The sequence below is a fragment of the Variovorax sp. PBL-E5 genome, from assembly GCF_901827185.1.
GTDB lineage: Bacteria > Pseudomonadota > Gammaproteobacteria > Burkholderiales > Burkholderiaceae_C > Variovorax.
Genome location: NZ_LR594671.1, coordinates 3,289,950 through 3,315,930 on the forward strand (window position 1 = coordinate 3,289,950; position 25,981 = coordinate 3,315,930).

The 25,981-nt window shown below is 68.6% G+C and carries 28 protein-coding genes and 1 riboswitch; of the genes, 18 read left to right on the forward strand and 10 right to left on the reverse strand.

All coding sequences use genetic code 11. The features are described from left to right. Nucleotides 1-2: 2 nt before the first annotated feature. From WDLP6_RS15965 to WDLP6_RS15975, 3 genes are all read right to left on the reverse strand, one after another. Nucleotides 3-983 carry a Bug family tripartite tricarboxylate transporter substrate binding protein gene (locus tag WDLP6_RS15965; protein ID WP_162593133.1) on the reverse strand — a complete coding sequence of 327 codons (981 nt, stop codon included), beginning with the start codon at nucleotides 981-983 and terminating at the stop codon, nucleotides 3-5. A gap of 64 nt (nucleotides 984-1,047) precedes the next feature. Then, nucleotides 1,048-1,962 carry a site-specific tyrosine recombinase XerD gene (gene xerD, locus WDLP6_RS15970; protein WP_162593134.1) on the reverse strand — a complete coding sequence of 305 codons (915 nt, stop codon included), beginning with the start codon at nucleotides 1,960-1,962 and terminating at the stop codon, nucleotides 1,048-1,050. A gap of 67 nt (nucleotides 1,963-2,029) precedes the next feature. Then, on the reverse strand, nucleotides 2,030-3,004 hold the full coding sequence (locus WDLP6_RS15975) for a tripartite tricarboxylate transporter substrate binding protein BugE (protein WP_162593135.1): 975 nt from the start codon (nucleotides 3,002-3,004) through the stop codon (nucleotides 2,030-2,032). A 103-nt stretch (nucleotides 3,005-3,107) separates the two neighbouring features. Here WDLP6_RS15975 and WDLP6_RS15980 point away from each other — a divergent pair, with 103 nt between their 5' ends. Continuing rightward, nucleotides 3,108-4,013 (forward strand): AEC family transporter, encoded by a 906-nt coding sequence (locus WDLP6_RS15980; RefSeq protein ID WP_162593136.1) that lies wholly within the window; start codon nucleotides 3,108-3,110, stop codon nucleotides 4,011-4,013. 32 nt (nucleotides 4,014-4,045) lie between these two features. Next, nucleotides 4,046-4,471: a hypothetical protein gene (locus WDLP6_RS15985; protein ID WP_162568104.1), complete on the forward strand. Its 426-nt coding sequence runs from the start codon at nucleotides 4,046-4,048 to the stop codon at nucleotides 4,469-4,471. Here WDLP6_RS15985 and queG read toward each other — a convergent pair. Then, complete coding sequence (queG, locus tag WDLP6_RS15990; RefSeq protein WP_162593137.1) at nucleotides 4,458-5,522, reverse strand: tRNA epoxyqueuosine(34) reductase QueG; 1,065 nt, start codon at nucleotides 5,520-5,522, stop codon at nucleotides 4,458-4,460. The two genes, WDLP6_RS15985 and queG, sit on opposite strands and share 14 nt — an antisense overlap. Between queG and tsaE the strand changes: the two genes are divergently transcribed. Continuing rightward, on the forward strand, nucleotides 5,508-6,005 hold the full coding sequence (tsaE, locus tag WDLP6_RS15995; RefSeq protein ID WP_162593138.1) for a tRNA (adenosine(37)-N6)-threonylcarbamoyltransferase complex ATPase subunit type 1 TsaE: 498 nt from the start codon (nucleotides 5,508-5,510) through the stop codon (nucleotides 6,003-6,005). The genes queG and tsaE overlap by 15 nt on opposite strands. Next, complete coding sequence (locus WDLP6_RS16000) at nucleotides 6,002-7,501, forward strand: N-acetylmuramoyl-L-alanine amidase (RefSeq protein ID WP_162593139.1); 1,500 nt, start codon at nucleotides 6,002-6,004, stop codon at nucleotides 7,499-7,501. Before tsaE ends, WDLP6_RS16000 begins: the two co-directional genes overlap by 4 nt. 43 nt (nucleotides 7,502-7,544) lie before the next feature. Here WDLP6_RS16000 and WDLP6_RS16005 read toward each other — a convergent pair whose 3' ends face one another. Beyond that, nucleotides 7,545-7,901, reverse strand: a complete 357-nt coding sequence (locus WDLP6_RS16005; RefSeq protein ID WP_162593140.1) for a hypothetical protein — start codon at nucleotides 7,899-7,901, stop codon at nucleotides 7,545-7,547. 238 nt (nucleotides 7,902-8,139) lie between these two features. On the opposite strand from WDLP6_RS16005, the gene WDLP6_RS16010 reads away from it, so the two are divergent. Further along, nucleotides 8,140-8,358: a hypothetical protein gene (locus WDLP6_RS16010; RefSeq protein WP_162593141.1), complete on the forward strand. Its 219-nt coding sequence runs from the start codon at nucleotides 8,140-8,142 to the stop codon at nucleotides 8,356-8,358. Between the two features lie 13 nt (nucleotides 8,359-8,371). After that, nucleotides 8,372-8,659: a glycine zipper domain-containing protein gene (locus WDLP6_RS16015; protein ID WP_162568110.1), complete on the forward strand. Its 288-nt coding sequence runs from the start codon at nucleotides 8,372-8,374 to the stop codon at nucleotides 8,657-8,659. Nucleotides 8,660-8,786: 127 nt separating this feature from the next. On the opposite strand, the gene WDLP6_RS16020 is transcribed toward WDLP6_RS16015, so the two are convergent. Further along, nucleotides 8,787-9,437: a DedA family protein gene (locus WDLP6_RS16020; protein WP_162593142.1), complete on the reverse strand. Its 651-nt coding sequence runs from the start codon at nucleotides 9,435-9,437 to the stop codon at nucleotides 8,787-8,789. Between the two features lie 28 nt (nucleotides 9,438-9,465). Beyond that, entirely contained in the window at nucleotides 9,466-10,197 is a 732-nt protein-coding gene (locus WDLP6_RS16025) for an SDR family oxidoreductase (protein ID WP_162593143.1), read from the reverse strand. A gap of 165 nt (nucleotides 10,198-10,362) precedes the next feature. Here WDLP6_RS16025 and WDLP6_RS16030 point away from each other — a divergent pair, with 165 nt between their 5' ends. The 5 genes from WDLP6_RS16030 (at nucleotide 10,363) to WDLP6_RS16050 (ending at nucleotide 16,799) form a co-directional block, all read left to right on the forward strand. Next, the gene (locus WDLP6_RS16030; protein ID WP_162593144.1) at nucleotides 10,363-11,598 is read left to right on the forward strand and encodes a dienelactone hydrolase family protein; all 1,236 of its coding nucleotides are present in this window, start codon (nucleotides 10,363-10,365) and stop codon (nucleotides 11,596-11,598) included. A gap of 542 nt (nucleotides 11,599-12,140) precedes the next feature. Then, nucleotides 12,141-14,006, forward strand: a complete 1,866-nt coding sequence (gene mutL / locus WDLP6_RS16035; RefSeq protein ID WP_162593145.1) for a DNA mismatch repair endonuclease MutL — start codon at nucleotides 12,141-12,143, stop codon at nucleotides 14,004-14,006. A gap of 159 nt (nucleotides 14,007-14,165) precedes the next feature. Further along, on the forward strand, nucleotides 14,166-15,110 hold the full coding sequence (locus tag WDLP6_RS16040; RefSeq protein ID WP_162568115.1) for an alpha/beta hydrolase: 945 nt from the start codon (nucleotides 14,166-14,168) through the stop codon (nucleotides 15,108-15,110). Between the two features lie 47 nt (nucleotides 15,111-15,157). Then, the gene (gene miaA / locus WDLP6_RS16045; RefSeq protein WP_162593146.1) at nucleotides 15,158-16,123 is read left to right on the forward strand and encodes a tRNA (adenosine(37)-N6)-dimethylallyltransferase MiaA; all 966 of its coding nucleotides are present in this window, start codon (nucleotides 15,158-15,160) and stop codon (nucleotides 16,121-16,123) included. A gap of 19 nt (nucleotides 16,124-16,142) precedes the next feature. Further along, the gene (locus WDLP6_RS16050) at nucleotides 16,143-16,799 is read left to right on the forward strand and encodes an ABC transporter ATP-binding protein (protein ID WP_162593147.1); all 657 of its coding nucleotides are present in this window, start codon (nucleotides 16,143-16,145) and stop codon (nucleotides 16,797-16,799) included. Nucleotides 16,800-16,805: 6 nt separating this feature from the next. On the opposite strand, the gene WDLP6_RS16055 is transcribed toward WDLP6_RS16050, so the two are convergent. Further along, a complete protein-coding gene (locus tag WDLP6_RS16055; protein ID WP_162593148.1) occupies nucleotides 16,806-17,723 on the reverse strand; it encodes a LysR family transcriptional regulator in 918 nt (305 codons plus the stop codon). Nucleotides 17,724-17,839: 116 nt separating this feature from the next. Between WDLP6_RS16055 and WDLP6_RS16060 the strand changes: the two genes are divergently transcribed. The 5 genes from WDLP6_RS16060 (at nucleotide 17,840) to WDLP6_RS16080 (ending at nucleotide 21,977) form a co-directional block, all read left to right on the forward strand. Next, nucleotides 17,840-18,820, forward strand: coding sequence for a tripartite tricarboxylate transporter substrate binding protein (locus WDLP6_RS16060; RefSeq protein ID WP_162593149.1), 981 nt, complete (start codon nucleotides 17,840-17,842; stop codon nucleotides 18,818-18,820). A gap of 31 nt (nucleotides 18,821-18,851) precedes the next feature. Then, on the forward strand, nucleotides 18,852-20,486 hold the full coding sequence (locus tag WDLP6_RS16065) for an FAD-dependent oxidoreductase (protein ID WP_162593150.1): 1,635 nt from the start codon (nucleotides 18,852-18,854) through the stop codon (nucleotides 20,484-20,486). 68 nt (nucleotides 20,487-20,554) lie between these two features. After that, nucleotides 20,555-20,618: riboswitch (Fluoride riboswitch) on the forward strand. A gap of 87 nt (nucleotides 20,619-20,705) precedes the next feature. Then, nucleotides 20,706-21,095 carry a fluoride efflux transporter CrcB gene (gene crcB, locus WDLP6_RS16070; protein WP_162593151.1) on the forward strand — a complete coding sequence of 130 codons (390 nt, stop codon included), beginning with the start codon at nucleotides 20,706-20,708 and terminating at the stop codon, nucleotides 21,093-21,095. 44 nt (nucleotides 21,096-21,139) lie between these two features. Next, the gene (locus WDLP6_RS16075) at nucleotides 21,140-21,466 is read left to right on the forward strand and encodes a DUF190 domain-containing protein (RefSeq protein WP_162568122.1); all 327 of its coding nucleotides are present in this window, start codon (nucleotides 21,140-21,142) and stop codon (nucleotides 21,464-21,466) included. 106 nt (nucleotides 21,467-21,572) lie between these two features. Continuing rightward, complete coding sequence (locus WDLP6_RS16080) at nucleotides 21,573-21,977, forward strand: universal stress protein (protein WP_162593152.1); 405 nt, start codon at nucleotides 21,573-21,575, stop codon at nucleotides 21,975-21,977. Nucleotides 21,978-22,086: 109 nt separating this feature from the next. Here the strand turns inward: WDLP6_RS16080 and WDLP6_RS16085 are convergent, their stop codons facing one another. Both WDLP6_RS16085 and WDLP6_RS16090 read right to left on the reverse strand, forming a co-directional pair. Next, the gene (locus WDLP6_RS16085; protein WP_162568124.1) at nucleotides 22,087-22,437 is read right to left on the reverse strand and encodes an alpha/beta hydrolase; all 351 of its coding nucleotides are present in this window, start codon (nucleotides 22,435-22,437) and stop codon (nucleotides 22,087-22,089) included. 125 nt (nucleotides 22,438-22,562) lie between these two features. After that, on the reverse strand, nucleotides 22,563-23,468 hold the full coding sequence (locus tag WDLP6_RS16090; protein ID WP_162593153.1) for a LysR family transcriptional regulator: 906 nt from the start codon (nucleotides 23,466-23,468) through the stop codon (nucleotides 22,563-22,565). Between the two features lie 130 nt (nucleotides 23,469-23,598). Between WDLP6_RS16090 and WDLP6_RS16095 the strand changes: the two genes are divergently transcribed. Further along, nucleotides 23,599-24,618 (forward strand): Bug family tripartite tricarboxylate transporter substrate binding protein, encoded by a 1,020-nt coding sequence (locus WDLP6_RS16095; RefSeq protein ID WP_162593154.1) that lies wholly within the window; start codon nucleotides 23,599-23,601, stop codon nucleotides 24,616-24,618. Then, a complete protein-coding gene (locus WDLP6_RS16100; RefSeq protein ID WP_162593155.1) occupies nucleotides 24,618-25,919 on the forward strand; it encodes an FAD-dependent oxidoreductase in 1,302 nt (433 codons plus the stop codon). Before WDLP6_RS16095 ends, WDLP6_RS16100 begins: the two co-directional genes overlap by 1 nt. The last annotated feature ends 62 nt before the right edge of the window (nucleotides 25,920-25,981 follow it).

Here is a 25,981-nt window from a genome sequence, read left to right on the forward strand (position 1 = left end):
CCTCAATCTGCCTTGATGCCTGCGCTGCGCACGATGCGGCCGTTGCTTTCGTACTCCGCCGCGATCTCGTCGGCGAAGGCCTCCGCGCTGCCGCCGGTCGGCACGTTGTCCGCCGCCATCAGCTTGGCACGCAGATCGGGCGAGTCCAGCGCCCTGTTGATCTCGGCGTTGTACTTCTCGATCAGGATCGACGGCATCGCGGCCGGCGCGAACACGCCGAACAGCGAGGTCAGGTTGGCCGCGGGAAAGCCCAGCTCGGCCAGCGTCGGCACCTTCGGCAGGCTGCCGAGCCGCTTCGGTGCGCCGACGGCGAGCGGCCGCAGCCTGCCGGCCTTGATTTGCGGCGTGAGGCTCGGGCCGGCGTTGATCGACAGGATCTCGAACTGGCCGCCGAGCGCGTCGTTCATCTGCTGCGCGCCGCCCTTGTAGGGCACATGCGTGATGTTCACGTTCGCCGCCGCACGCAGCTGTTCGAGCACGATGTGGCCGAGCGAAGCCTGGCCCGAGGTGGCCCAGCGCACCGCGCCGGGCCGCGCCCGCGCGTCCTCGAGCAGCGAAGCGAAGTCGCGCGTGCCGGTGGCGGACGTCGCCAGCAGCAGCACGGGCGAATACATGACGCTGGCGACCGGCGCGATGCCCTTCAGCGGATCGAAGGGCGACTTCGCGAGGTGCGGGTTCAGCACCAGCGGGCTGACCGCGGAGAAGCCGAGCGTGCCGCCGTCCGGCGGCGCCTTGGCGACGGCGTCCATGCCGATGGTGCCGCTCGCACCCGCCCGGTTCTCGACCACCACCGCGGTACCGAGCTGCGCGCCGAGCTTGTCGGCCAGCGCGCGCGCCACCACGTCGGCGACGCCGCCGGCCGGATAGCCGACGATGAGATGAATGGTCTTAGGGATGACCTGCGCCTGCGCCGCGGGCATCAGGCTGCACAGTGCGAGACCGAGCGCCGCAGCGAGCGCGCGACGGCAGGAATTCAAGGGCATCGAAGGTTCTCCACGGACAGGCTGGAACGCTGGTTCATTCGATTCTCCCGCAATGGCGATGACCTCAGCCGCGCGGGTGATGCTTGGCATGCATCTGCTTGAGCCGCTCGCGCGCGACATGGGTGTAGATCGTGGTGGTCGAGATGTCGGCATGCCCGAGCAGCAATTGCACCGCGCGCAGGTCGGCGCCATGGTTGAGCAGGTGCGTGGCGAAGGCATGGCGCAGCGTGTGCGGCGACAGCGGCACCTCGATGCCCGCGGCCCGCGCCTGCTTCTTGACGATGACCCAGAACATCACGCGCGTCATGCCCGCGCCGCGCGCGGTGACGAACAGGTCGGCGGTCTGCTGGCCGCCGAGGATGGCCGGCCGCGCGTCGTGCATGTAGCGCTCGATCCAGCGGCGCGCCTCGCCGCCGAAGGGCACGAGGCGCTCCTTGCTGCCCTTGCCGAGCACGCGCAGCACGCCGTCGTTCAGGCTCATCTCGAAGACCTTGAGCGCCACCAGCTCGCTCACGCGCAGGCCGCTTGCATACATCAGCTCGAGCATCGCGCGATCGCGCAGGCCCAGCGGCGTATCGACATCGGGCGCGGCCAGCAGGTCGTCGACGTGCTGCTCCGACAGCGTCTTGATGGCGCGCGGCATCTGCCGCGCCGGCGCGAGCCGCAGGCTGGGATCGGCCGCGATCCGGTGCTCGCGCAAGGCCCAGCGGAAATAGCGCTTGAAGACCGTAAGCCGCCGGTTGGCCGAGGTCGCCTTGCCCTTGTCCGACAGCCGCTGGCCCATGTAGGCCTGCAGGTCGCTTTCCAGCGCGGCGTTCAGCGCGCGGCTGCGCTCGGCCTGCATCCAGCGTGCGAACAGGGCCAGGTCGCGCCGGTAGGCGGCCAGCGTGTTCTTCGACAGGCCGTCCTCGAGCCAGAGCGCATCGATGAAGTCGTCGATCTCGGGGGCGGTGTCGGGCGTGGCGGTGTCCGCGGTCATGCGCTGCAAGATAACAAAAAGAAAAGCCGCCCGTCGACCGGGCGGCTTGCATCGGACGCGACGCGCCTCAGTCGATCGTGAGCTTCTGCTTGACGACCACCTGCTTGTAGATCGCGAACTCGGCCTTGATCTGCGCGGCGAACTCCTCCGGCGTGTTGGCCACCACGAGCGAGCCGGTGTCCTCGATGCGCTTGCGCACCGCGGGATCCTCGACCGATTTCTTGACGCCGGCGTAGATCTTGTCCACCACTTCCTTCGGCAGGCCCTTGGGGCCGAGGATGCCGTAGTAGGCCATGCGGTTGACCGGCTCCAGGCCGACTTCCTTGAAGGTCGGCACGTTGGGCAGCGCGGCCAGGCGCTGCGGTGCCGCCACCACGATCGGTATCAGCTGGCCGCTCTTGATGAAGGGCAGGGTCGACGGAATGTTGTCGAACATGATCGGCACCTGGCCGCCGACGACGTCGTTCAGCGCCGGGCCGGCGCCGCGGTAGGGAATGTGCAGCACGTAGGTGTTGGTGAGGCTCTTGTAGAGCTCCATCAGCAGATGGCCGATGCCGCCGGTGCCCGACGATGCGTAAGAGTATTTGCCCGGGTTCTTCTTGAGCTCGGCAACGAACTCGGCATAGTTCTTGGCCGGGAAGTGCGGGTTGACCGCGATGATGTTGGGCGTGGCCGCGATGTTGGTGATCGGCGTGAAGTCGGTGATCGGGTTGTACGGCGTCTTCGGATTGATGGCCGGATTGGCCGCCGTGCTCGACACCGTGGCGATGCCGAGCTTGTAGCCGTCCGGCGCGGCGCGCGCGGTCTCGGCCGCACCCACGATGCCGCCGCCGCCGGCGCGGTTGACGACGATCACGCTCTGGCCCAGCGCCTTGGCGAGCGGCTCGGAGATCACGCGCGCCACGATGTCGGTGGTGCCGCCGGGTGCGAAGGGCACCTGCAGCTCGATCGGCTTGGTGGGATAGCCTTGCGCCCAACTCGGTCCCGCGACGGCGGCCAGTGCGGTCATACAGGCGAAAGCATTCCATTGGCGACGTCGCATCGAGAGGTTCCTTGAACGAACAAAAGCCTCGGATGCTACCGGCTCTGCTCTCCATCCCACCTCGTGGATAACCCACGGTCGGTGCCGCAGCTATCCTCGACCGGTGAACTATGCGCAGTTGCTCTTTCCCGATTTTTCGCTGATCGCCTGCGGCTGGCTGCTGTGCCGCTACACCGCGCTCGACCGCCGGGTATGGGACCAGGTCGAGAGCCTGGTCTACTATTTTCTTTTTCCGGTGCTGCTGTTCCAGTCGATCGTTCGCAGCCCGTTCGACTTCGGCGCCGCCTCGCACCTGCTGGGCGCGGGCCTGGGGGTCGGGCTCTCGGGCATCGCGCTCGCCTACGCGCTGCCGTTCGTTCCGCTGCTCGCCGCCTACATCGACCGCCGCGACCACGCCTCCAGCGCGCAGGTCGCCTTTCGCTTTAACTCCTTCATCTGCCTGGCGCTGTCGGAGCGGCTGGCCGGGGCCGACGGCCTGCTGTCGATCGCGGTGCTGATCGGCGTCTGCGTGCCGCTGTTCAACGTCGCCGCGGTCTGGCCCATGGTGCGGCATGCGCGCAGCGGATTGCTGCGCCAGCTGGTGCGCAATCCGCTGATCATCGCCACGGTGAGCGGGCTGATCGCCAATCTGCTGGGCCTGCGCGTGCCGTTCTGGCTCGAACCGACGCTCACGCGCATCGGCGCCGCATCGCTCGCGCTCGGCCTGATGGCCGCCGGCGCCGGCATGCAGTTCGCAACGCTGGCGCGCGGCAAGGTGCTGGCGGTGTCGGTGCTCGCCATCCGGCATCTCGCGCTGCCGCTGATCGGCTGGGGCCTCTCGCGCGCGCTGGCGCTGGGCCCCGCGCAATCGGCGGTGCTGATGGTCTTCTCGGCCGTGCCGACCGCTTCCAGCGCCTACGTGCTGGCAGCGCGCATGGGCTACAACGGGCCGTTCGTGGCGGGGCTGGTGACGCTGTCGACGGCACTCGGCGTGGCCAGCCTGCCCTTCGCCCTGGCGCTTTCACGCTAGACGACCCTCGTCGAGCCGCTACCATCGAGTCGATGCGCTACCTACCGGCCCTCGTCGTCGCAGCGTTGTTCGGGGCGACCGCCCAGGCGCAGGACTACACGCGCTACCAGGGCGCCTGGAAAGGCCCTTTCCTGTTTTCCGTCGTGCAGCCCGACATCGGTGTGCAGGGCGCGCCCGCGGTGCATCCCGGCGCGATCCAGATCGATCCCGACGGCACGGTGCGCGGCAGCGTGCCCGAGGCCGCCTGCACGATGGCCGGCTCCAGCACCGACTTCGTCTCGCCCGCGAATGCCTCGCTCGACCTCACGCTCAGCGGCTGCAGCGACACGCGCTTCAACGGCCACTTCAGCGGCCGGCTGATCAACAACCCGATCCTCAAGTACGGTTCGCTGCGGCTGAGCTCGATGCACTCGCTCGATGCGGGCACGGCGCAGCTGTCGGCGATCATTCACCACTGAGCGCCCATTCGACGTGCTCGCGCACCAGCGCGCTCGGGTCTTCCGTGCGCGCGGCCAGCGCCGCACGTGCGCCCTCGTCCCCCGCGCGCAATGCATTGCCCAATGCGACCGCCACGTTGCGCAGCCAGCGCTCGTGGCCGATGCGGCGGATCGGGCTGCCTTCGGCGTAGCGCAGGAAATCGTCCTCGCGCCATGCGAACAGCTCGCCCAATTGCCGGCCGGTGAGGCCCTCGCGCGCATCGAAGTCCGGCAGCGCGCTTTTCTTCGCGAACTTGTTCCATGGGCAGATGAGCTGGCAATCATCGCAGCCGTAGATGCGGTTTCCGATCAACCGCCGCAGTTCGAGCGGGATCGCGCCGGCGTGCTCGATGGTGAGGTACGAGATGCAGCGTCGCGCATCGAGCCGCATCGGCGCGATGATCGCCTGCGTGGGGCAGATGTCGATGCAGGCGCTGCAGCTGCCGCAATGCGGCGAGACCGGCTCGCTCGGCGGCAGCGCCATGTCGACGTAGATCTCGCCGAGGAAGAACATCGAACCCGCATCGCGGTCCAGCACCAGCGTGTGCTTGCCGCGCCAGCCCTGGCCGCTGCGCGATGCGAGCTCGGCCTCGAGCACCGGCGCCGAATCGGTGAAGGCGCGGTGGCCGAAGGGCCCCACCTCCGCGGCGATGCGATCGGCCAGCTTCGACAACCGCGATCGCAGCACCTTGTGGTAGTCGCGGCCGCGCGCATAGAGCGACACGATGCCCTCGCCCGGCCGCGCGAGCCGCTCGAATTCGATCGCCTGCCAATCGTCGGGCGTGGTGCGCGGCAGGTAGTCCATGCGCGCCGTGATGACCGACACGGTGCCGGGTACCAGTTCGGCCGGCCGCGCGCGGCGCGCGCCATGCGCCGCCATGTAGTGCATGTCGCCATGGAAGCCCTGGGCCAGCCACTGCATGAGGCCGTCCTCCGCGCTCGACAGATCGACGCCGGCAACGCCGATTTGGGAGAATCCGAGCTCCCGGGCCAAGGCCTGAATCCGGATCACGAGTTGATGGCTGCCGATCACCCGCCGATTGTAGAAACGCAAGGCGTCACCCGACGCTGGCGCACCGAAGAAGACACCGACACACTCGCACGAGCGCTCGCGCGTTCGAGTGCGCTGCGCGATGCCTTCGTCTCGCTGGAAGGCGAGCTCGGCGCCGGCAAGACCACCTTCGTTCGCCACCTGCTGCGCGCGCTCGGCATCGGCGGGCGCATCAAGAGCCCGACCTACGCGGTGGTGGAACCGCACGAGGCGCCGGACGGCCTCGCCATCTACCATTTCGACTTCTATCGCTTCAGCGATCCGCGCGAATGGGAAGACGCGGGCTTTCGCGACATCTTCGCCGGCCCGGGCCTCAAGCTCGCCGAGTGGCCGCAGAACGTCGCCGGACACCTTCCGCTCGCGGACCTTGCTATTAAAATAGAAGCAATGACAGACGACACCCGCACCGTGACCCTGCAGGCGCACACAGCGCGCGGCAGCCGGTTGCTCGCTGACGCTGCATGAAGGCCCGTGGCCTGAAACGACGCACGCTGCTGCAGGGCGGCAGCATCGCCCTGCTGCTCGGGCTGCACGAGATCGCGCACGGCGCCACCATCATCGCGGTGCGCGTCTGGCCGGCGGCCGACTACACGCGCGTCACCATCGAATCCGACGGCCGGCTCAAGTCGACGCAGCGCGTGGTCGGCAGCCCGCCGCGGCTGGCGGTCGACATCGAAGGCATCGACCTCAACCCCGCGCTGCGCGAGCTGGTCGGCAAGATCAAGCCCGGCGATCCCTACATCAACGGCCTGCGCGTCGGACAGTTCGCGCCGAACGTGGTGCGCATCGTGTTCGACCTCAAGCAGTCGGTGGCACCGCAGGTGTTCTCGCTCGCGCCGGTGGCCGCCTACCGCGACCGGCTGGTGCTGGACCTGTATCCGGAACAGGCCATCGATCCGCTCGAGGCGCTGATCGGCGAACGCCTGCGCGACGCGCCCAGGCCGCAGGAGCGCGAAGGCACGGTGGCCGGCATCGCACCGCGCAACGGCGCAGGGCCTGGCGAAACGCAGGCGCCCTTGCGCGCCGCACCCGACGCGGTGGATCCGCTGGGCGAGCTGATGGCGCAGCAGTCGATGCGCACGACGCCGCCACCCGCTGCCACACTGGGCAACCGCAACGCCGGGCCGGCGCTCACCGCCCCGCCCTCGCTGCCGCCCGTCGTGGGCTCGCTGCCCCTGACGCCGGTACCGCCGGCTGCCAGCGCGCGCGGAAACGGCGCGACACCGAGCCGCACCGACCGCATCATCATCGTCGCGATCGACCCCGGGCATGGCGGAGAGGATCCCGGCGCCACCGGCTCGGCCGGCACGCACGAGAAGGACGTGGTGCTGCAGATCGCGCACCGGCTGCGCGAGCGCATCAACGCCAGCAGCGTCAACGGCAACCCGATGCGCGCCTTCCTCACCCGCGATTCCGACTTCTTCGTGCCGCTCGGCATGCGCGTGCAGAAGGCGCGCCGCGTGCAGGCCGACCTGTTCATCAGCATTCATGCGGATGCCTTCACCACGCCGGCCGCCAGCGGCGCGAGCGTGTTCGCGCTGAGCCGCAGCGGCGCTTCGAGCAGCGCCGCACGCTGGCTGGCCAACAAGGAAAACCAGGCCGACAAGGTCGGCGGCATCAACGTCGGCGCGCACGAGGTGCAGGTGCAGCAGGCGCTGCTCGACATGAGCACCACGGCCCAGATCAACGACAGCCTCAAGCTCGGCGGCGCCATGATCGGCGAGATCCGCAACATCGGCGCGCGCCTGCACAAGGGCGAGGTCGAGCAGGCGGGCTTCGCGGTCCTGAAGGCGCCCGACATCCCGAGCGTGCTCGTCGAGACGGCCTTCATCAGCAACCCCGGCGAAGAAGCCAAGCTGCGCACCACGGCCTACCAGGAAGAACTGGCGGACGCGTTGATGCGCGGCATCCTGCGCTACTTCGCGCAGAACCCGCCGATGGCGCGCAGCCGCCAGCTGTAGCGCGGGCCGCGGCGCAAAGGGCGGGACACCGCCCTCGATCACATTACGGCGAAACCTGCAGCCAACCCGTCGGGCAGAACTGGATCTCGGGGAAAAATCCCATCGGGTTCTGGCAGTACAGATAGAGGGGCTCCCCGCCCACGAAACCCACCGCATTCACGGCGACGGGAAAAGGCACGCCGACGAACACGGCACTGCGCCGGACGAAAAACGGGTGCCGCGCGGGGAAGCCGGCGAATCCATGGAATGGGTGGAATCCGGGGCCTCCATGGAAGCCTCCGGCGTGTCCCTGGAAGCCTCCACCGTGGGCGCCTCCCTGCGCTCCGTTGAAGGCAAAGCTGGTGGTGGGGCCGCCGGCCGCTGCGGCGATCAAGAAGACCAAGGCCAGTAGTTTCTTCATGCAGAACTCCAGCAGTTGGGAAGGAGTCTGTTGGACTTCGGATTCCCCAGCGGGGTTCGCAGTTCGGAACGCCGGCAGGTGTGCTCTCGTCAATCGTCGTTGCGAAATGTGTCGGCCGCGATGCGCAGCGCGCGCACGTTGCCCGGCCCTGCGTGGGCGCCGTCGGGTCTGCCAACTGCGCGCAGCTGAACAGCGGCGCCGGGCGCTGCCAGCGGAAAACTAGACGGTGCGTGCCAGGATGATCAGCACCAGCGTCACGGTGATCGCGCCGCCGATGCGGGTCGCGATCTGCGCGAAGCGTGATGGAGAACCCTTCGATGCGCCAAGGGATATCCCGTACGACGATGGCCAGACCCTTTGTCGCGCAAGCGCCGATCGTGCTTTCGCTCAAGCCGCCGGGGTCGGCTCCTACAGCCGTGCACGGTGGATTGCAGAGAATGGTTTCACCAATCACTGAAAAGGTGGACACCATGAAGACACGTCTCTGGATCTCGGCCCTCGCCTCGACTTTCGTCCTGACCCTGGCCGGCTGTGCCGCAGGGCCCAACCAGCAACTCGGCGCGGCGGGCGGTGCCGTCGGCGGCGCCATTATCGGCAATGCGATCGGCAAGAACACCGCGGCCACCGTGGGCGGCGCGGCCATCGGCGGCCTGATCGGCAACGAGGTGGGCCGCAATGCCGACCAGCGCAACTACTACAACAACAACGGCTATTCGCCCAACAATAGTTACTATCCGAACAACGGCCCGCGCTACTGAACGCGCCGCCGGCAGATTCTCCAAGCTGGGCGCGCTTTCGAGCGCGCCTTTTTTTGCGCCTCGGATGCCGCAGGCGATCACTCGGCGCGAGCGAATTCCTGCGCGAGCGCTCAGGCGCGTGGCAGCTTCAACGCGCCGACGAGGGCGCGCCGCGCGCGCGCCAGGCGCCGAAGATCGCGATCAGCCCCGGAATCAAGATCAGCGCCCAGATGATCTTGTCCAGGTGCTCGCGCACCAGCGGCAGGTTGCCGAAGAAATAGCCCGAGATGCAGATGCCCACCACCCACAGCAACGCGCCAGCGATGTTGAACAGGCTGAACTTCGAGCGGCTCATGTCGGCCACGCCTGCGACAAAGGGCGCGAAGGTGCGGATGAATGGCATGAAGCGCGCCAGCACGATGGTGATGCCGCCATAGCGCTCGTAGAACGCATGCGCCTGGTCGAAGGCGCGGCGGTTGAAGAAGCGCGAACTCTCCCACTGGAAGACCTTGGGCCCGAAGTAGCGGCCGATGCTGAAGTTGCACTGGTCGCCGGCGATCGCGGCCACGATGAGGATCGGCACCGCGATGCCGAAACTCATCAACCCGGCGCCGCACAGCGCGCCGACGATGAACAGCAGCGAGTCGCCCGGCAGGAAGGGCATCACCACCAGCCCGGTCTCGACGAAGACGATCAGGAACAGCAGCGCGTAGACCCAGACGCCATAGGCAATGACGAAGGCTTCGAGGTGTTTGTCGACATGCAGGATGAAGTCGACGAGAAAGTGGATGATGTCCATGGCAGGGATTATCCCTGCCGCGCCTGACTCATCCCGGCAGGTACTTGGCCATCTCGCGTTCGATGCCCTTCGGATCCTGCGCCATCGCGGCATTGATCCAGGCCGCCATGTCACCCAGGTAGACCTCCTCGTCGCCGCGCTCCAGCCCCGCGAGCACCGCCTTCGCGACCTCTGCCGGCGAGGACTTGGGGCCGGCGAAATCGCGGCTCATGTCGGTATCGACCGGACCCGTCATCACGGCCACCACCAGCGTGCCGCGCGCGGCGAGCTCGGCGCGCACGCCCTCGGTCAGGCGCAGGCCCGCGGCCTTGGACGCGCACAGCGAGCCCATGGCCGGCAGCGTCACCTTGGCCAGGATCGACAGCACGTTGACGATCGCGCCCTCGCCCGTGAGCTGCGGCGCGAAGGCGCGACACATCGCGAGCGTGCCGAGGTAGTTGGTGGCGACCTCGGCCTGTGCGTGCTCGAGCGAATCGGCCGCGAGCAGCCCCTTGCTGCGGTTGATGCCGGCGTTGTTGACCAGCAGATTGACGTCGGTGCAGCGCGCCTTGGCGGCCGCGATCTGGTCGCCGCGCGTGATGTCGAGCGTGAGCGTCTCGACTCGGCCCGGATGGGCCTTGGCGAGATCGGCGAGCGCACCGACGTCGCGCGCCGACGCATACACCTTGGGCGCGCCGGCGGCCAGCAGCTGCTGCACGAGTTCACGGCCGAGGCCGCGGTTGGCGCCGGTGACGAGGGCGATGGCGTTCTGGATCTTCATGGTGTCTTCGTGCGATGCATGTCTGTCGAATTCCGCGTGGATCGACGGGCCGTGGCAAGCGGCTTCCACGTCCTCGAAAACTACTTTACGCTTTAACCATCCGAGCGCAAAGTTCTGGCAGCCCGGTGCGCAGGCGATCATCCAACCCATCTCCGGAGATACCCCATGGCAGGTCAATACATCGACATGAAGGCCGGCGACGGCAGTGGCACTTTTCGCGGCTACCTCGCCTTGCCGAGCGCAGGCAGCGGACCGGGCCTGGTGCTGGCGCAAGAGATCTTCGGCATCAACAAGACCATGCGCGACGTGGCCGACTACTACGCCGAGGAAGGCTACGTGGTGCTGGTGCCCGACATCTTCTGGCGCCAGGAGCCCAACGTCGAACTCGGCTACAGCGAAGCCGACTGGCAGCGCGCCTTCGGCTTCTTCCAGGGCTTCGACGAGGCCAGGGGCATGGAGGACATCCAGACCGCGATCACCACGCTGCGCGGCCGCACCGAGGTCAACGGCAAGGTCGGCGTGCTCGGCTTCTGCCTCGGCGGCAAGCTGGCCTATCTCGCGGCCTGCCGCACCGATGCCGATGTCTCGGTGGGCTACTACGGCGTAGGCATCGATGCCGCGCTCGGCGAAGCCGACAAGATCACGAAGCCGCTGGTGCTGCACATCGCCGAGCTCGACAAGTTCTGCCCGCCCGAGGCACGCGACAAGATCGTGAAGACGCTGCAGGGCCGCGACCACGTCACGCTCTACGTCTACCCCGGCATGGATCACGCCTTCGCGCGCGTCGGCGGCGAGCACTATCACAAGCCCTCGGCGCTGATGGCGCACGAGCGCAGCATCGGCGCGCTCAAGGCCGCGATGGGTCCGCACTACGACCTCTCGGCGCTGTGGGACAAGCACTGCGAGTACGAGTTCGGCACCCGCAACGTCGACGACACCATGAGCACCATGGTCGCCGAGCCCTACGTGAACCACATCCCGACCATGACCGGCGGTGTCGGCTACAGGGCGCTGCATCGCTTCTACACGAACCACTTCGTCAACAGCAATCCGCCCGACACCGCGCTGACGCCGATCTCGCGCACCGTCGGCGCCACGCAGGTGGTCGACGAGATGCTGTTCAGCTTCACCCACACCACCGAGATTCCATGGATGCTGCCGGGCGTCAAGCCGACTGGCAAGAAAGTCGAGGTGCCCTTGCTGGCCGTCATCAAGTTCCGCGGCGACAAGCTCTACCACGAGCACATCTACTGGGATCAGGCCAGCGTGCTGGTGCAGGTGGGCTTGCTCGATGCGAAGCTTCTGCCGGTGGCTGGGGTGGAGCAGGGGCGCAAGTTGCTGGACGAGACGCTGCCGTCGAATGGCTTGATGCCCGAGTGGACGGCGTCGACGAAAGGCTGAGCTCTTTTCTTTGCTCCCTCTCCCTCTAGGAGAGGGTTGGGGTGAGGGCCCACTGGGCCTTTGATTTGTGCGTTGCGTTTGATCAGAGGCCGTTGGCCGGGAATTCGCCCCGGCGGGCGAGTCATTGGCAATTGGCAGCTGCCAGCGTTACTCGATGCCATTTGCGCAGCCGAGCGAAGCGATGGCCCGAGAAACACATATACGCGCCATGGCGCGTTGACCCCAAGCCCCTCTGTGCGCGCCGAGGAGCGCAGCTTTTCGCGGATCAGGGCTCGCGACTGTCTGAGCGAAGCGAGTTTGAGCGAGACCCCGCGAAAAGCGAGCACCGCAGGTTGCCCCGTAGCGAAGCGTAGGGGTCGCGCACAGTGGGGTCGCCTTTCTTTGGTTACTTTCTTTGGCGAGACAAAGAAAGTGACTCGCCCGCCGGGGCGAACTCCCGGCCAACGGCCTCACCAACGCTGACAACAGTTCAAAGGCCCGGAAGCCCCCACCCCAACCCTCCCCCAAAGGGGAGGGAGCAAGACGCCTTTTAGAATGCACCGGTGAGCGCCCTCCCCTCCCTGTCGTCCGCAGCCAACCGCCGCCCGATCCGCGACCTGCCCGACGAACTGATCAGCCAGATCGCAGCCGGCGAGGTCGTCGAGCGGCCCGCGTCGGTGGTACGCGAACTGCTCGACAACGCACTCGATGCCGGCGCGCGCCAGATCACGGTGCGCCTGTCGGCCGGCGGCGTGCGGCTGATCTCGGTGGAAGACGACGGCGCCGGCTTGCCGCGCGACGAATTGCCGCTCGCGCTGCGCCGCCATGCGACCAGCAAGATCGCGAGCCTCGGCGATCTCGAGACCGTCGGCACGATGGGCTTTCGCGGCGAGGCGCTGGCTGCCATCAATGCCATCGCCGAGCTCAGCCTGCTGTCGCGCTTCGAGGGCGCCGATTCGGCCTTCGCGCTCGACGGCCGCACCGGCGAGCTGCAGCCGGTGGCACGGGCGACCGGCACCACAGTCGAGGTGCGCGAGCTCTTCTTCGCGACGCCCGCGCGGCGCAAGTTCCTGAAGACCGATGCCACCGAACTCGCGCATTGCATCGAGGCCGTGCGCCGCCATGCACTGGCGCGGCCCGATGTCAGCTTCGCGGTCTGGCACGAAGGCCGGCTCGTCGAGCAATGGCGCGCGGCCGGTGAGCGCGACCGGCGCCTGGCCGATGCGCTGGGCGACGACTTCGTGGCGCAGAGCGTCGCGGTCGACCACGACAGCGGCCCGGTGCGCGTGAGCGGCCGTGCCGGCATTCCCGATGCGGCACGCGCGCGCGGCGACCAGCAGTTCTTCTACGTCAACGGCCGTTTCGTGCGCGACAAGGTGCTGGCCCATGCCGTGCGCAGCGCCTACGAGGACGTGCTGCACGGCCAGCGCCAGCCGGTCTATGCGCTGTACCTGCAGATCGATCCGGCGCGGGTCGATGTCAACGTGCATCCGACCAAGATCGAGGTGCGCTTTCGCGATGGGCGCGAGGTGCACCAGGCGGTGCGCCATGCGATCGAGAATGCACTGGCCGCGCCGCGTGCGGGCGACGCCGCCACCACGCCGCCCGCGCCGTTCTTCAAGCCGCGAGAGCCCGCGTCGATGCCGGCATGGACGCAGCCTTCGATGCATTTCGCGGCCGAACGCGGCCTGGGCGATGCCGCGGCGATGTGGCCCGTCGACCGCCGCGAGACGCCCGTGGCACCGGCGCAGATCACGCCTGCGACCACTGGCACGGTCACGCACGCGCAAGCGTCCGGCGACGCGCTCGCGACACCTGCATCGCATGCGACTGACAAAGCCGACGCATGGCCGCTCGGCCGCGCACTGGCCCAGCTGCAAGGCATCTACATCCTGGCCGAGAACAGCCAGGGCATGGTGATCGTCGACATGCATGCCGCGCACGAGCGCATCGTCTACGAGCGTCTGAAGACACAGCTCGACGGCGCCGCGATCGGCAGCCAGCCGCTCCTGATCCCGGCCACCTTCGCCGCCACGCCGCAGGAAGTCGCGACGGCCGAGGCCTGCGCCGCGGTGCTGCCTTCGCTCGGCCTGGAGATCACGCCCTTCTCGCCGCGCACGCTGGCGGTGCGCGCCGTGCCCAGCACGCTGGCCGATGGCGATCCGGTCGAGCTCGCGCGCAGCGTGCTGGCCGAGCTCGCGAACCACGATGCGAGCACGGTGGTGCAGCGCGCCCAGAACGAATTGCTGTCGACCATGGCCTGCCACGGCGCGGTGCGCGCCAACCGCAAGCTGACCATCGACGAGATGAACGCGCTGCTGCGCCAGATGGAAGCCACCGAGCGCTCGGACCAATGCAACCATGGCCGGCCGACCTGGCGCCAGGTGTCGCTGCGCGAACTCGACGCACTGTTCATGCGCGGCCGCTGAGGCGCGGGGCGCGCGCCAGGGCCTGCCAAATTCCGCACGCTCGGGCCGTCCGCCGCGAAAAGCGAGGGTTTTCAGGGGTCATCGACCGTCCGGGCACACACGTTGCATGTCGTCACGAGTTGAACTTTCGGATAGCCTCCCTGTCTCTCAGCGATCGTCATGAAGTCCTGGTCCCTCTTCGCCTCTGCCATCACGCTGGTCACCCTGCTGGCCGGCGGTTGCGCGAGCCTCGACGAGCACCAGCGCGAGTGGATCTTCCAGCCCAGCGACCGCAGCTGGGGCAATTCGAAGGCCATGGCCGAGGGCATGCAGGACGAGTGGATCGATTTCAAGTCCTCGCTCACCGGCGAGCCCGTGCGCCTGCATGGCCTCTGGCTCGGCGACAAGCCCGAATCCGCGGACACGCCGGTGCTGCTGTTCCTGCACGGCGCCAAATACAACGTGGCCGGCTCCGCGCCGCGCATGCGTCGCATGCATGAGCTCGGTTTCTCGGTGCTGGCCATCGACTACCGCGGCTTCGGCAAGAGCACCAAGACGCTGCCTTCGGAAGATTCGGCGCGCGAGGACGCGCTCGCCGCCTGGACCTGGCTGGCGGCGCGCCATCCGCAACAGCGGCGTTACATCTTCGGCCATTCGCTCGGCGGCGCCATCGGCATCGACCTCGCCTCGCGCGTCAACGACGAAAGCGGCACCATCGTCGAGAGCACCTTCACCTCGATCGCCGACGTGGTGAGCAGCTTCAAGTGGGGCTGGCTGCCCTTTCGCCCCTTCATCACACAGCGTTTCGACGCCATCGACAAGGTGAAGGACATCGGCGCGCCGCTGCTGGTGGTGCATGGCACGGCCGATGCCCTCATCAACCCCACGCTCGGGCGCAAGCTCTACGACGCGGCCACGGTGCCCAAGATGTTCGTGCTGGTGCAGGGCGGCTCGCACTACGACGCCAACTCGATCGGCCAGGCGCAGTACCGCGCGGCGCTGTCGCAGCTGTTCCGCATGAAGGAGCCGCCCGACGCGACGGCCGCCAGCGAACCGCCTGCCGCGTCCTCGCTGCCCGCGCCCAGCCGCACGGCGGCCCGTCCGTCCGCGCCGCAACCCATCTGAGCAACGACGGCGCGGAACGCGCCACGGGCTTTGTTACCCTTGGGCGCATGCCGCCTCATCGCCCCATCGGCCCTCGCGCCGAACACGGCCCCCTCCTTCGCTACGTGGCGCTGGCCGGCCCCACCGCCTCCGGCAAGACCGCGGCCGCCCTGGCAATCGCGCGCACGCGGCCGGTCGAGATCGTCAGCGTCGATTCGGCGCTGGTCTATCGCGGCATGGACATCGGCACCGCCAAGCCGACTCCGGCCGAGCGCGCCGAAGTGCCGCACCACCTGATCGACATCCGCGATCCGCGCGATGCCTACAGCGCGGCCGCGTTCGTGCAGGACGCGACGCGCCTGATCCGCGAGATCAACGCGCGCGGCAAGCTGCCGCTGTTGGTCGGCGGCACGATGCTCTACTTCAAGGCGCTGGCCGCCGGCATCGACGCCATGCCGGCGGCCGACCCGGCCGTGCGCCGGCAGCTCGACGCCGAAGCCGCGGCGCTCGGCTGGCCGGCGATGCATGCGCGGCTCGCACAGGTCGATGCGGCCAGCGCCGCACGGCTGGCGCCCAACGACAGCCAGCGCATCCAGCGTGCGCTCGAGGTCTGGCATGCGAGCGGCCGGCCGCTGTCGAGTTTTCATGCGGACACCGGCGCGACCGGCATGCCCGCCGCGGCGCTTCTGTCGCTCGAGCCGACCGAGCGCGCATGGCTGCACGCACGCATCGAGGCGCGTTTCGACACCATGCTCGCGGACGGCCTGGTGGCCGAGGTCCAGCGCCTGCGCGCGCGCGGCGACCTGTCGCCGGACCTGCCCTCGATGCGCTGCGTCGGCTATCGGCAGACCTGGGAAGCGCTCGATGGCGCATGGCCCATCGCCGAACTGCGCGAGCGCGGCATTGCCGCCACACGCCAGCTCGCCAAGCGGCAGATCACCTGGCTGCGCAGCATGCCGCAGCGGCGCGTGATCGCCGCCGAGGCACTGGACGCGATCGCGCGCGCCGTGCAGCAGGTGGGCGGGATCACATGAGCGCGGCACGGGGCTTTCGATGAGCCTGCGCATCGCCGACCTCGCCAAGCACTACGGCGACGTGCCCGTGTTCGAGCACGTGTCGATCGAGGTCGCCGCGGGCGAGTTCATCGCCATCGTCGGCGAATCGGGCGTCGGCAAGTCGACGCTGCTCAACTGCATGGCCGGCCTCGACAGCTGGGATGCGGGCCATGTCGTGCACGACGGCACCGACATCGGCGCGCTCGATGCCGAGGCGCGTGCGCTGTGGCGACGCAGGCATGTGGGCTTCGTGTTCCAGGCCTTCCACGTGCTGCCGCATCTGGACGTGGCGCAGAACGTCGCGCTGCCGCTGATGCTGCTCGGGCAGAGCGGCTCGGCCTGCGATGCACGCGTCGCGCAGATGCTCGAAGCGACCGGACTCGGCGGCCTCGGCGCGCGGCTGCCGCAGCAGTTGAGCGGCGGCCAGTTGCAGCGGGTCGCGATCGCGCGTGCGCTGGCGCACCGGCCCGCGCTGCTGCTGGCCGACGAGCCGACTGGCAACCTCGATCCGGGCACCGCGGCGCGCGTGATGGACGTGCTGCTGGCGCAGACGCGCGAGCACGGCGCCTCGCTGGTGCTGGTCACCCATTCGGAAGCGGCGGCCGCGCGCGCGGACCGCGTGCTGCATCTGGGCGCCGAGGGCATCCGCGCCTGACTGCATTCAATCGACGGCCGCTCCCGTGAGTTGCGGCGCCTGCAGTACGGCCAGTTCCTCGACCGCGAGCGATAGAAAATTCTGGCCCAGCTGCGACAACGGCCGATTGACGTTGCTGACGCTGTAGATCGCGAACGTCGGCGCACCGGGCACCTCGACCAGGGCCAGCTCCTCCGACCGATGGGCGCGCGCCGACAGGTCATCGACGAACGCGATCCCGGCACCCGTCGCCGCCATCGCGCAGGCCGCGTAGCCCGAGCGCACTTCGACGCCGACCTGGCGCGCGATGCCGTGCTGATCCAGCCAGTGGTCGATGAGGCGGCTCTGCGGTGCCTCCGGGCTGTAGACCACCAGCCGCTGCCGCAACGCCGCGGCCAGATCAAGGGGTTGCGACGCCGCCAGTGGATGCTGCTTCGGCATTGCGCACAGCACGCGCCAGCGGCCGATCTCGCGCACGTCGAGCACCGGATGGTCCAGTGGTGCGCTGGAGATGGCCACGTCGGCCTCCTCGGCCACCAGCAGCTTGACGATCTCGCGCGTCGGCAAGGTCTCGAAGAAGACCTTCGATTGCGCGAAGCGTTCGAGCAGCCGGGCCGTGGTGCGCGGCACCAGCTGCAGCGCGGCATTCGCGCTGGCCAGCACGCGCAGCGTGGCATGGTCGCCAAAGCGCAGATGCGCCGCGACGTCCTGCACGTGGTGCATGCCGCGGTAGACCTTCTCGACCTCGGCATGCAGCGTATGCGCCTCGGGCGTGGCGACCAGACGACCGTTGCGCCGCTCGAACAGCGCCACGCCGAGCTGAAGTTCGAAATGCCGGATGAGCCGGCTCACGCCGGGCTGCGAGACATGCAGCAGGCGGGCCGCGTTGGTGGTCGAGCCGGTGGTCATCACTGCGCGGAAGACCTCGATCTGGCGCAGGTTCATGGCGATGTCTCCAAAGCAGGAAGGCCAGGGATAACCCGAGGCAAGAACATCATGTTATTCGCACGGGCGCGATTGGTATTGGATGGATGGCTTGCATCTTCCTAGCATCCGGGACCATGAGACACATCGCACACCGACTGATCCGCGGACTCGTCGCCGCCACCGCCCTGCTCGCCTTTGCTGCGGCGCAGGCGCAGACCTATCCGACCAAGCCCGTGTCGCTGGTCGTCGGCTTCGCGCCCGGCGGCTCCGGCGACATCCTCGCGCGGCTGGTCGCGCAGAAGCTCGCGGTCGCGCTCGGCCAGCCGGTGATCGTCGACAACCGGCCCGGCGCCGGCGCCACCATCGCGACCTCGCTGGTCGCTGCCGCGCCCGCGGACGGCTACACGCTGCTGTTCGTGACCAGTGGCTTTCCCGGCAGCACGGCGCTCTATCCGAAACTGCGCTACGACACGGTGAAGAGCTTCGCGCCGGTGGCCAAGGTCGGCGCTTCGCCGGTCGTGGTGGTGGTGCCCGCGGCCTCGCCGTTTCGCAGCCTGGGCGACGTGATCGACGCGGCCCGCAAGACGCCCGGCAAGCTCAACTACGCAGCGGGCGGCGGCGGTGCGACCACCACCAGCCTGGCCGCCGAGTTCCTGAAGAGCGACGCGAAGATCGACATGCAGATGGTCCCCTACAAGGGCTCCGGTCCCGCGTTGACGGCACTGCTGGGCGGCGAGGTCGACCTCGGCTTCGACATTCCTTCGAGCGCGCTGCCCCAGATCGAGTCCGGCAAGCTGCGCGCGCTCGCCGTGACGACGAAGAAGCGCTCGCCGGTGCTGCCTGCCGTACCGACTGTTGCGGAACTCGCGGTGCCGGACTTCGAGGTGACCGGATGGTTCGGCATCCTCGCGCCGGCGGGCACGCCCGCACCGGTCGTCGCACGGTTGAACAAGGACGTGAATGCGGTGCTGGCCCAGCCCGAGGTCAGGGAACGGCTCGCCAGGCTCGGCGTCGAGCCGGGCGGCGGCATTCCGGCCGATTTCGGCCGGCTGATCGAGAGCGAGACGAAACGCTACGGCGATGCGATCCGGCGCCTTGGCCTGAAGCCGGAATAAGGGCCACTGCGTGACAGCGCATGGCTCCGCCATGGCCGCAGAACTGGCGGCCGACATGGTCGTGATCGGCGGCGGCCTCGGCGGCGTCTCCGCCACGCTGGCGGCTGCGCGGCTGGGCCGCACGGTGATCCTGGTCGAAGCGCTCGACTGGCTCGGCGGCCAGCTCACCGCGCAGGCCGTGCCGCCCGACGAGTACCCGTGGATCGAATCCGTGAGTGCGTCGCAAAGCTATGCCGACTTGCGGCACGGCATCCGCGATCACTACCGCAGGCATCTTCCGCTCACCGAATCGGCGCGTGCCAATCCGCGCCTGAACCCCGGCCAAGGCAACGTGAGCACGCTGTGCCATGAGCCCTGGGTCGCGGTGAAGGTGATCGACGAACTGCTCGCGCCGCACGTGGCTGCGGGCCGCGTCACCGTGCTGCGCGCGCATCGTCTGCTCGACGCACAAGCGGACGGCGACCGGCTGCGCGCCGTGCGCGTGCACGACCTGGGATCGGACCGCATGCGGGTGCTCAGCGCACCGATGTTCATCGACGCGACCGAGATCGGCGACCTGCTCGAGATGGCGAAGGTCGAACACGTCTTCGGCGCCGAATCGCAGGCCCAGACGCAGGAGCTGCATGCGCTGGCCGAGGCCGATCCCTTCGACCAGCAGGCGATCACGTGGTGCCTGGCCTGCGACTACCTGCCCGGCGAAGACCACACGATCGACAAGCCTGCCGACTACGAACGCTTGCGCACGCTGCAGCTCGCCTGCTGGCCCGGCCCGCAGTTCAGCTGGACGCTGAGCGACTTCGTCACGCACCAGCCGCGCGAGCGGCCGCTGTTCGTCGGCGACACCGATGCCGAATCGCTCTACGATCTCTGGCACGCGCGGCGCATTGCGTGGCGCAAGAACTTCGAGCCCGGCCGCTATGCGAGCGACATCACGCTGGCCAACTGGCCGCAGATGGACTATTGGGAGAAGCCGATCGTCGGCGTCTCGCCCGCGGCGCAGGCCGAGGCGCTCGAACAGGCGCGGCAGTTCAGCCTGGCCTTCTTCCACTGGATGCAGACCGAGGCGCCGCGCCACGATGGCGGCCAGGGCTACCCAGGCTTGCGCCTGCGCGGCGACGTGCTCGGCACGCCTGATGGCCTCGCCAAGCAGGCCTACTACCGCGAAGGCCGCCGCATCCAGGCCGAGTTCACCGTGCTGGAGCAGCACATCGGCGTGAAGGCGCGCCCGAGCCGTGACGGCGCCGAGCGCTTCCTCGACAGCGTGGGCATCGGCGCCTACCGCATCGACCTGCATCCGAGCACGCGCGGGCGCAACACGGTCGACATCGATGCGTTCCCGTTCCAGATTCCGCTCGGCGCGCTGCTGCCGGTGCGCGTCGACAACCTGCTGCCTGCCTGCAAGAACCTGGGCACGACGCGCATCACGAACGGTGCCTATCGCGAGCACGCGACGGAGTGGAGCATCGGAGAAGCCAGCGGCAGTCTGGCGGCGTTCGCGCTGGCACGCGGGCAGCCGCCGCGCGCCGTGCGTGCCGACGCCGCCTTGCTCGCGGATTTCCAGCGCGTGCTGGAAAAACAGGGCGTGCTGCTGGCCTGGCCGCACTTCGGCGCGCTGACGCCGACGCATCGCGTGGGCTACAGGCACGCGATCGGCGATCGCTCCTAGCAGGTCATCGGCGCCGGACTTCATCGCCCGCCACCGGATTGCCGCAGCACGGCACGGCCGATATACTGGCCCGCATCGGAGATGGCATTCCTCCGTGAACCGCCCACTCGGGCTGATGATGCCTACCCAGGTCCGGGCGGACCGGCGTAGGCATTGCTGCAGCGCACATCGCGCGCCTTTGCCGCACCGGTCGTTCCGGCCCCTCGACAAAGGAACGACATGAGCGGCTTTTCCATGATTGCGGTCTTCGGCGGCGCCGGCCTGGGCGCATTGCTGCGCTGGTGGCTCGGCGGATGGCTCAACCCGATCTTTCCGACCATTCCGCTGGGCACGCTGGCCGCCAACCTGATCGGTGGTCTGCTCGTCGGCATCGCCAGCGCCTTCTTCACGCACAACGCCGGCCTCGCGCCCGAATGGCGGCTCCTGATCATCACGGGCTTCATGGGTGGATTGACGACCTTCTCCACCTTCTCGGTCGAGGTCGTCACACTGATCGGACGGCAGGAGCACTGGTGGGCATTGGGTGCGGCGAGCGTGCATCTCGTCGGCTCGCTGATCCTCACCGGCATCGGCATCCTGATCGCCAATGCGCTCTTCGTCAGGACCTGACCCCATCGAATCGATTCGAATCGACCGCGCCGAAGGAGGCCGCCATGCAAGGCATCTATCTCAAGTTCTACGTCCAGGAAAGCCGCCGCCACCACGGCATCCTCGCCTATGAATGGCTGCTCGAGGAAGCCAGGAAGTTCGGCATCCATGGCGGTTCGGCCTTTCGCGCCATCGCCGGCTATGGCCGCCATGGCAGGCTGCACGAGGAGCATTTCTTCGAGCTCGCGGGCGATCTGTCGGTGGAGGTCGGTTTCGCGCTGAGCGAGCAGGAGGCGCAAGCCTTTCTCGCCCATCTGGACAGCGAGAAGCTCAAGCTCTTCTACATCAGGGTGCCGCTGGAGATGGGGGTCGTCGGAGGCGAGCCAAGCTGATCGATCAGGGGCAATATTCATACTTGGTCGTGGATGCCATCGGCGGCGCGGTGGTGTGGTGGTGCGTGCCGAAAGCCTGCGAGCGAAACTTGAAAGGAGTCGCGCCATGTTCAACCATATTCTTCTGGCGTACGACGCAACCGAGGCCTCGGATCTGGCCTTCGAGCGCGCATTGGCGCTGGCACAGGAAGCCCACGCGCCTCTGCACGTCGTGGCGGTCGCATGGTCCGCGGAGGTGGAGACACACGCTTCGCTCGACCTGGCCCGCGCGCGATGCTGGGAGTCCCTGCAGCTGCTGCGCCGCAGGGGTGCCGATGCGCAGGTTCCTGTCGATGTGGAGGTCCTCGAGGGCGACTGCCCCACACAGATCGTCGCGGCCGCGGACCGGCTCGGCGCCGACCTGCTCGTCATCGGCCACCGCAGACGCTCTCTGCTGAGCCGGCTGGCCGAGGCGTCGGTCGCCAAGCGCGTGATCGATCACGCGCATTGCAGCGTGATGGTCGCGTGCTGAATCGCGCACTGCGCAGCGCGCGATTCCCATCGGCAAGCTGCCCCGGGTTGCGCTGACGCCATGAAAAACGGGCCCCAAGGGCCCGTTCGTCTCTGCTGCCGAGGCGTGCTTACAGCGCAGCCTGACGGGTCAGCGAAACCTTCGGCTTGTAGTAGGCCGCCGGCACCTGGTCGCGGTAGAACGCGCGGCGGTCGAGGCTTTGCAGCGGGTTGTGCGCGGTCGCCACGGCCTGGGCGCGGACCGTCGCGCGGTCGGCGCTGGAAGCGACGGCCACGACACCGGAGTTGGCGCCTTCGGCATAGGGATTGGCGCTGTGCGCTGCAACGACCGCTTCGGCCGCGACATCGGCACGATTGGCCGACGAGGTCAGCGCATGCACGCCCTCATAGGTTTCTGCATGAGCACCGGCAACGGCCAGCACGGAGAACGCAGCAGCGGCGAGGATCTTCGAGGTCTTCATTTCAGTTCCTTCACAAGGGTTGATCGGTGAGATGAAGTGTGAGCCGAAATACCTCGGGAAAACCCTTGAAAAAAGAACCGCAGCGTTCGCACCCCGGAAACAATGGGCGGCTGCCGATGCGCCGATCAGCCTCCCGCGCCGGCACGCCGCAGCCGCTGCAACGCAGCCTCGGCATGGCCCACGAACCGGCGTGCCAGCAGCGAGCCCGCGAAGCTCTCGTTGGTGACCGCGAACACGTCGAACGAGGGCGCCTTCGCGATCGGCCGGAAGCCGAGCCGGTCGGTCATGCAGCCGCGCGCCGTCAGGTCGTCGACGATGGCGACGCCGGCACCGCAAGCCGCCATCGCGCACGCGGCCTGGCCGGCGCGGACCTCGATCGGCGCATCGGGTTCGCAGCGGTGCCGTGCGCACCAGTCGGCAATGATGCGGCCCTGCGGCGTGTCGGCGCTGAAGGCGATCAGGCGCTCCCGGAGGATGTCGCGCGGACTCAGCGAACGACGTTGCTCGAAGGGATGGCCCTTGGGGAACACGCAGGCCAGTGTCCAGCGGCCGATCGGCTTCGACGTCAGGAGCGCATCGTCGATCGGCAGCGTCGAGATCGCCACGTCGGCCTCGTGCGCGACAAGGCGCTTGACCATCTCGCGCGCCGCCAGGATCTCCAGGTAGATGCGCGCCGCGGGAAACTGCTGCGTCAGCGCCGCGATCGCGCGCGGCACCATCTCCAGGCCGGTGCTCGGACTGGCGAGCACGCGCAGCGTCAGGAGCTTGCCCGACTTCAGCGCCAATGCGCACTCGTCGATGCGCGCGACGCCGCGGTAGACCTGTTCGACTTCGGCGAACAGCGCCTGCGCCTCGGGCGTGGCGAGCAGCTTGCCCTTGCGGCGCTCGAAGAGGCTGAGGCCGAGCTGCAATTCCACATGGGCCAGCATGCGGCTGATGCCGGGCTGCGACACGTGCAGCAGCCGCGCCGCGTCGGTCACCGAGCCGGCCAGCATGACCGCGCGGAACACTTCGATCTGCCGCAGATTCATGCGCGTTCTCCTTCGGGCCCGCGTAGGGCTGGATAACGCGATGTTATGGGATGCCGCATCCTTGGTATTGGAGGGTGTGGCCCGCGCTGTCTACCATCGGCCGCAGCAATCACAAAGGCAGACAAGCAAGATGACCCTTCCTTCGACCTTCAGCCGGCGGCCCGTGCCGGGCGTCACGCGGCGCACCGCGCTGTCCGCATTCGCGCTCGCGATCACCGCCGGCGCGAGCAGTGGCGCGCTGGCTGCCGACGCGTGGCCCAGCCACACGCTGCGCATCATCGTTCCCTTCGCGCCGGGCGGCGGTGCCGATGGCTCGGCCCGCGTGCTGGCCGAAGTGCTGGGGCCGCAGCTCGGCCAGTCGGTCATCGTCGAGAACCGACCGGGCGCCGGCAGCGCGATCGGTGTCATGGCCGCCGCGCAGAGCAAGGACGGCCACACGCTGCTCATGGGCAGCAACAGCATGGTGATCAATCCCGAGCTGAATCCGAAGATCACCTACGACGTCGCGCGCGACTTCGACGCCATCGGCATGGTGTCGGCGCAGCCGCTGGTGCTGGTGGTGCCGGCCGGCTCGGACATCCGCTCGGTCGCCGACCTGGTCGCCAAGGCCAAGGCGAATCCGGGCAAGCTGAGCGCAGGCAACAGCGGCACCGGCACGCTCGCGCACCTGACCTCCGAGCTGTTCTCGATCCAGACCGGCACCTCACTGGTCGCCGTGCCCTACAAAGGCGAGAGCGCGCTGATGCCGGACCTGATCTCGGGCCTGGTGTCGCTGGGTTTTCTCAACCTGCCGAGCGTGCTCGTGCACATCCGCTCCGGACGGCTGCGCGCACTGGCCGTGTCGTCCGCGCAGCCGGTGCCGGAACTGCCGAACGTGCCGACCTTCCGCAGCCTCAAGCTCGAAAGCCTCGAGGTCGAGGGCTGGGCCGCGCTGCTGGCGCCCAAGGGCACGATTCCGCCCGAAGGCCTGATGAAGCTGGACAAGCTGCTCCAGGCCGCGCTCGCCTCCGACATCGTGAAGAAGCGATTCACCGGCCTGGGCGTGGCGCCCTTCGTGAAGGACCGCGAGGCCACGGCGCAGTACCTCAAGGCCGAAGGCGAACGCTGGCGCCAGGTGATCAAGACGCGCGGCATCCAGCCGGAGAACTGATGGACGCGAGCATGTTCGGCGCCGACGTGGTGGTGTGCGGGGGCGGCGTCGCCGGCACCATGGCCGCGGTGGCCGCCGCGCGCCAGGGCGCCACGGTGATCCTGGTGGAGCGCTATGGCTTCCTGGGCGGCAACGCGACCGCCGGCGCGGTGGCGCAATTCAACAGCTGGCAGACCGCCAACGGGCGCAAGGTGGTGGCCGGCCTGGCCGACGAAGTGGTGCGGCGCCTCACGGCCTATGGCGGCGCGCGGCCGCACGACAGCTTCGTGATGTCGACCGGCCATCGCATGGACCGCGTCGAATACTCGCCCGAGCTGCTGAAGCTCGCGCTCGACGACATGGTCGCCGAAGCCGGCGTGCGGCCGCTGCTGCATGCGAACCTGCTCGACGTCGAGACCGACGGCCGGCGCATCGCCGCGCTGCGCGTGCTGACCAAGGGCGGCGTGCTGACGCTGCGCCCGCGCGTGCTGATCGACGGCTCGGGCGACATCGATGCGCTGAAGCGCGCGGGCGCGCGCTTTCTCGAACTCGACGACGGCGCGGCGCTGCAGCCGGCCACGCTGATGTTCCGCTTCGGGCCGATCGACTTCGCGCGCTTCGGGGCGCTGTCGGGCGCGGAGATCGCCGCCCTCGCCCAGCGTGGCTTTGCCGAAGGCCGACTGGCGCGCGCCGCGCTGCATGCGAGCCGCGATCCGTATTCGACCGATGCCTGGTTCAACATCGGCCGCCTGGGCATCGATGCCACCGACCCGATGGCGCTCGGCGCCGCGGAGATCGAAGGCCGCCGCCAGGCCTGGAAGGCCGCGCACTTCCTGCACGACGCGGTGCCGGGCTGCGAGGACGGCCAGCTGCGTGCCTTCGCGGCCCAGGTCGGCGTGCGCGAGACGCGCCGTGTCGAAGGCGATCACGTGCTGACCGCGCAGGAGCTGGCGCAGCCGGTGCAGTTCGCCGACGCCATCGCGGCAGGCGCCTACCCGATCGACATCCACCCGGCCCAGGGCGGCGCGCTGCACTACTTGCCGATGGGCGACGACCATGCCTACCAGATCCCCTACCGCAGCCTGATCCCCACCGCTTTCGACAACGCGCTGGTGGTCGGCCGCGGCATCTCGGCCACGCACGAGGCGCTCGCGGCGATCCGCGTGATGACGATCTCGATGGCGGTCGGCCAGGCCGCGGGCACGGCCGCGGCGATGGCGGCGATGACGACCACGTCGCGCAGCGGCGGCGCCGACGTGCGTGCGGTCGACGTGCAGGCGCTGCGCGCGGCGCTGTTGGAGCGCGACGCGTTGTTGTCCTGACCGCGGGGATTCGACTACGATGCAGAGCTTCACCTCACCCACGCTTGCGCACAGTGATCAGG

Bases quoted from the DNA above. Each gene is read 5' to 3' on its own strand.
- WDLP6_RS16000 (WP_162593139.1), top strand. From the start codon at position 6,002: ATGAAGGCCCGTGGCCTGAAACGACGCACGCTGCTGCAGGGCGGCAGC.
- WDLP6_RS16080 (WP_162593152.1), top strand. From the start codon at position 21,573: ATGTTCAACCATATTCTTCTGGCGTACGACGCAACCGAGGCCTCGGAT.
- WDLP6_RS16090 (WP_162593153.1), bottom strand. From the start codon at position 23,468: ATGAATCTGCGGCAGATCGAAGTGTTCCGCGCGGTCATGCTGGCCGGC.
- tsaE (WP_162593138.1), top strand. From the start codon at position 5,508: ATGGCTGCCGATCACCCGCCGATTGTAGAAACGCAAGGCGTCACCCGA.
- miaA (WP_162593146.1), top strand. From the start codon at position 15,158: ATGCCGCCTCATCGCCCCATCGGCCCTCGCGCCGAACACGGCCCCCTC.
- WDLP6_RS16065 (WP_162593150.1), top strand. From the start codon at position 18,852: ATGGCCGCAGAACTGGCGGCCGACATGGTCGTGATCGGCGGCGGCCTC.
- WDLP6_RS16075 (WP_162568122.1), top strand. From the start codon at position 21,140: ATGCAAGGCATCTATCTCAAGTTCTACGTCCAGGAAAGCCGCCGCCAC.
- crcB (WP_162593151.1), top strand. From the start codon at position 20,706: ATGAGCGGCTTTTCCATGATTGCGGTCTTCGGCGGCGCCGGCCTGGGC.
- WDLP6_RS16040 (WP_162568115.1), top strand. From the start codon at position 14,166: ATGAAGTCCTGGTCCCTCTTCGCCTCTGCCATCACGCTGGTCACCCTG.
- WDLP6_RS16025 (WP_162593143.1), bottom strand. From the start codon at position 10,197: ATGAAGATCCAGAACGCCATCGCCCTCGTCACCGGCGCCAACCGCGGC.
- WDLP6_RS16010 (WP_162593141.1), top strand. From the start codon at position 8,140: ATGATCAGCACCAGCGTCACGGTGATCGCGCCGCCGATGCGGGTCGCG.
- WDLP6_RS16055 (WP_162593148.1), bottom strand. From the start codon at position 17,723: ATGAACCTGCGCCAGATCGAGGTCTTCCGCGCAGTGATGACCACCGGC.
- WDLP6_RS16095 (WP_162593154.1), top strand. From the start codon at position 23,599: ATGACCCTTCCTTCGACCTTCAGCCGGCGGCCCGTGCCGGGCGTCACG.
- WDLP6_RS16050 (WP_162593147.1), top strand. From the start codon at position 16,143: ATGAGCCTGCGCATCGCCGACCTCGCCAAGCACTACGGCGACGTGCCC.
- WDLP6_RS16020 (WP_162593142.1), bottom strand. From the start codon at position 9,437: ATGGACATCATCCACTTTCTCGTCGACTTCATCCTGCATGTCGACAAA.
- WDLP6_RS15975 (WP_162593135.1), bottom strand. From the start codon at position 3,004: ATGCGACGTCGCCAATGGAATGCTTTCGCCTGTATGACCGCACTGGCC.
- WDLP6_RS16100 (WP_162593155.1), top strand. From the start codon at position 24,618: ATGGACGCGAGCATGTTCGGCGCCGACGTGGTGGTGTGCGGGGGCGGC.
- WDLP6_RS16030 (WP_162593144.1), top strand. From the start codon at position 10,363: ATGGCAGGTCAATACATCGACATGAAGGCCGGCGACGGCAGTGGCACT.
- xerD (WP_162593134.1), bottom strand. From the start codon at position 1,962: ATGACCGCGGACACCGCCACGCCCGACACCGCCCCCGAGATCGACGAC.
- WDLP6_RS15965 (WP_162593133.1), bottom strand. From the start codon at position 983: ATGCCCTTGAATTCCTGCCGTCGCGCGCTCGCTGCGGCGCTCGGTCTC.
- WDLP6_RS16015 (WP_162568110.1), top strand. From the start codon at position 8,372: ATGAAGACACGTCTCTGGATCTCGGCCCTCGCCTCGACTTTCGTCCTG.
- WDLP6_RS16060 (WP_162593149.1), top strand. From the start codon at position 17,840: ATGAGACACATCGCACACCGACTGATCCGCGGACTCGTCGCCGCCACC.
- WDLP6_RS15985 (WP_162568104.1), top strand. From the start codon at position 4,046: ATGCGCTACCTACCGGCCCTCGTCGTCGCAGCGTTGTTCGGGGCGACC.
- WDLP6_RS16005 (WP_162593140.1), bottom strand. From the start codon at position 7,901: ATGAAGAAACTACTGGCCTTGGTCTTCTTGATCGCCGCAGCGGCCGGC.
- WDLP6_RS16085 (WP_162568124.1), bottom strand. From the start codon at position 22,437: ATGAAGACCTCGAAGATCCTCGCCGCTGCTGCGTTCTCCGTGCTGGCC.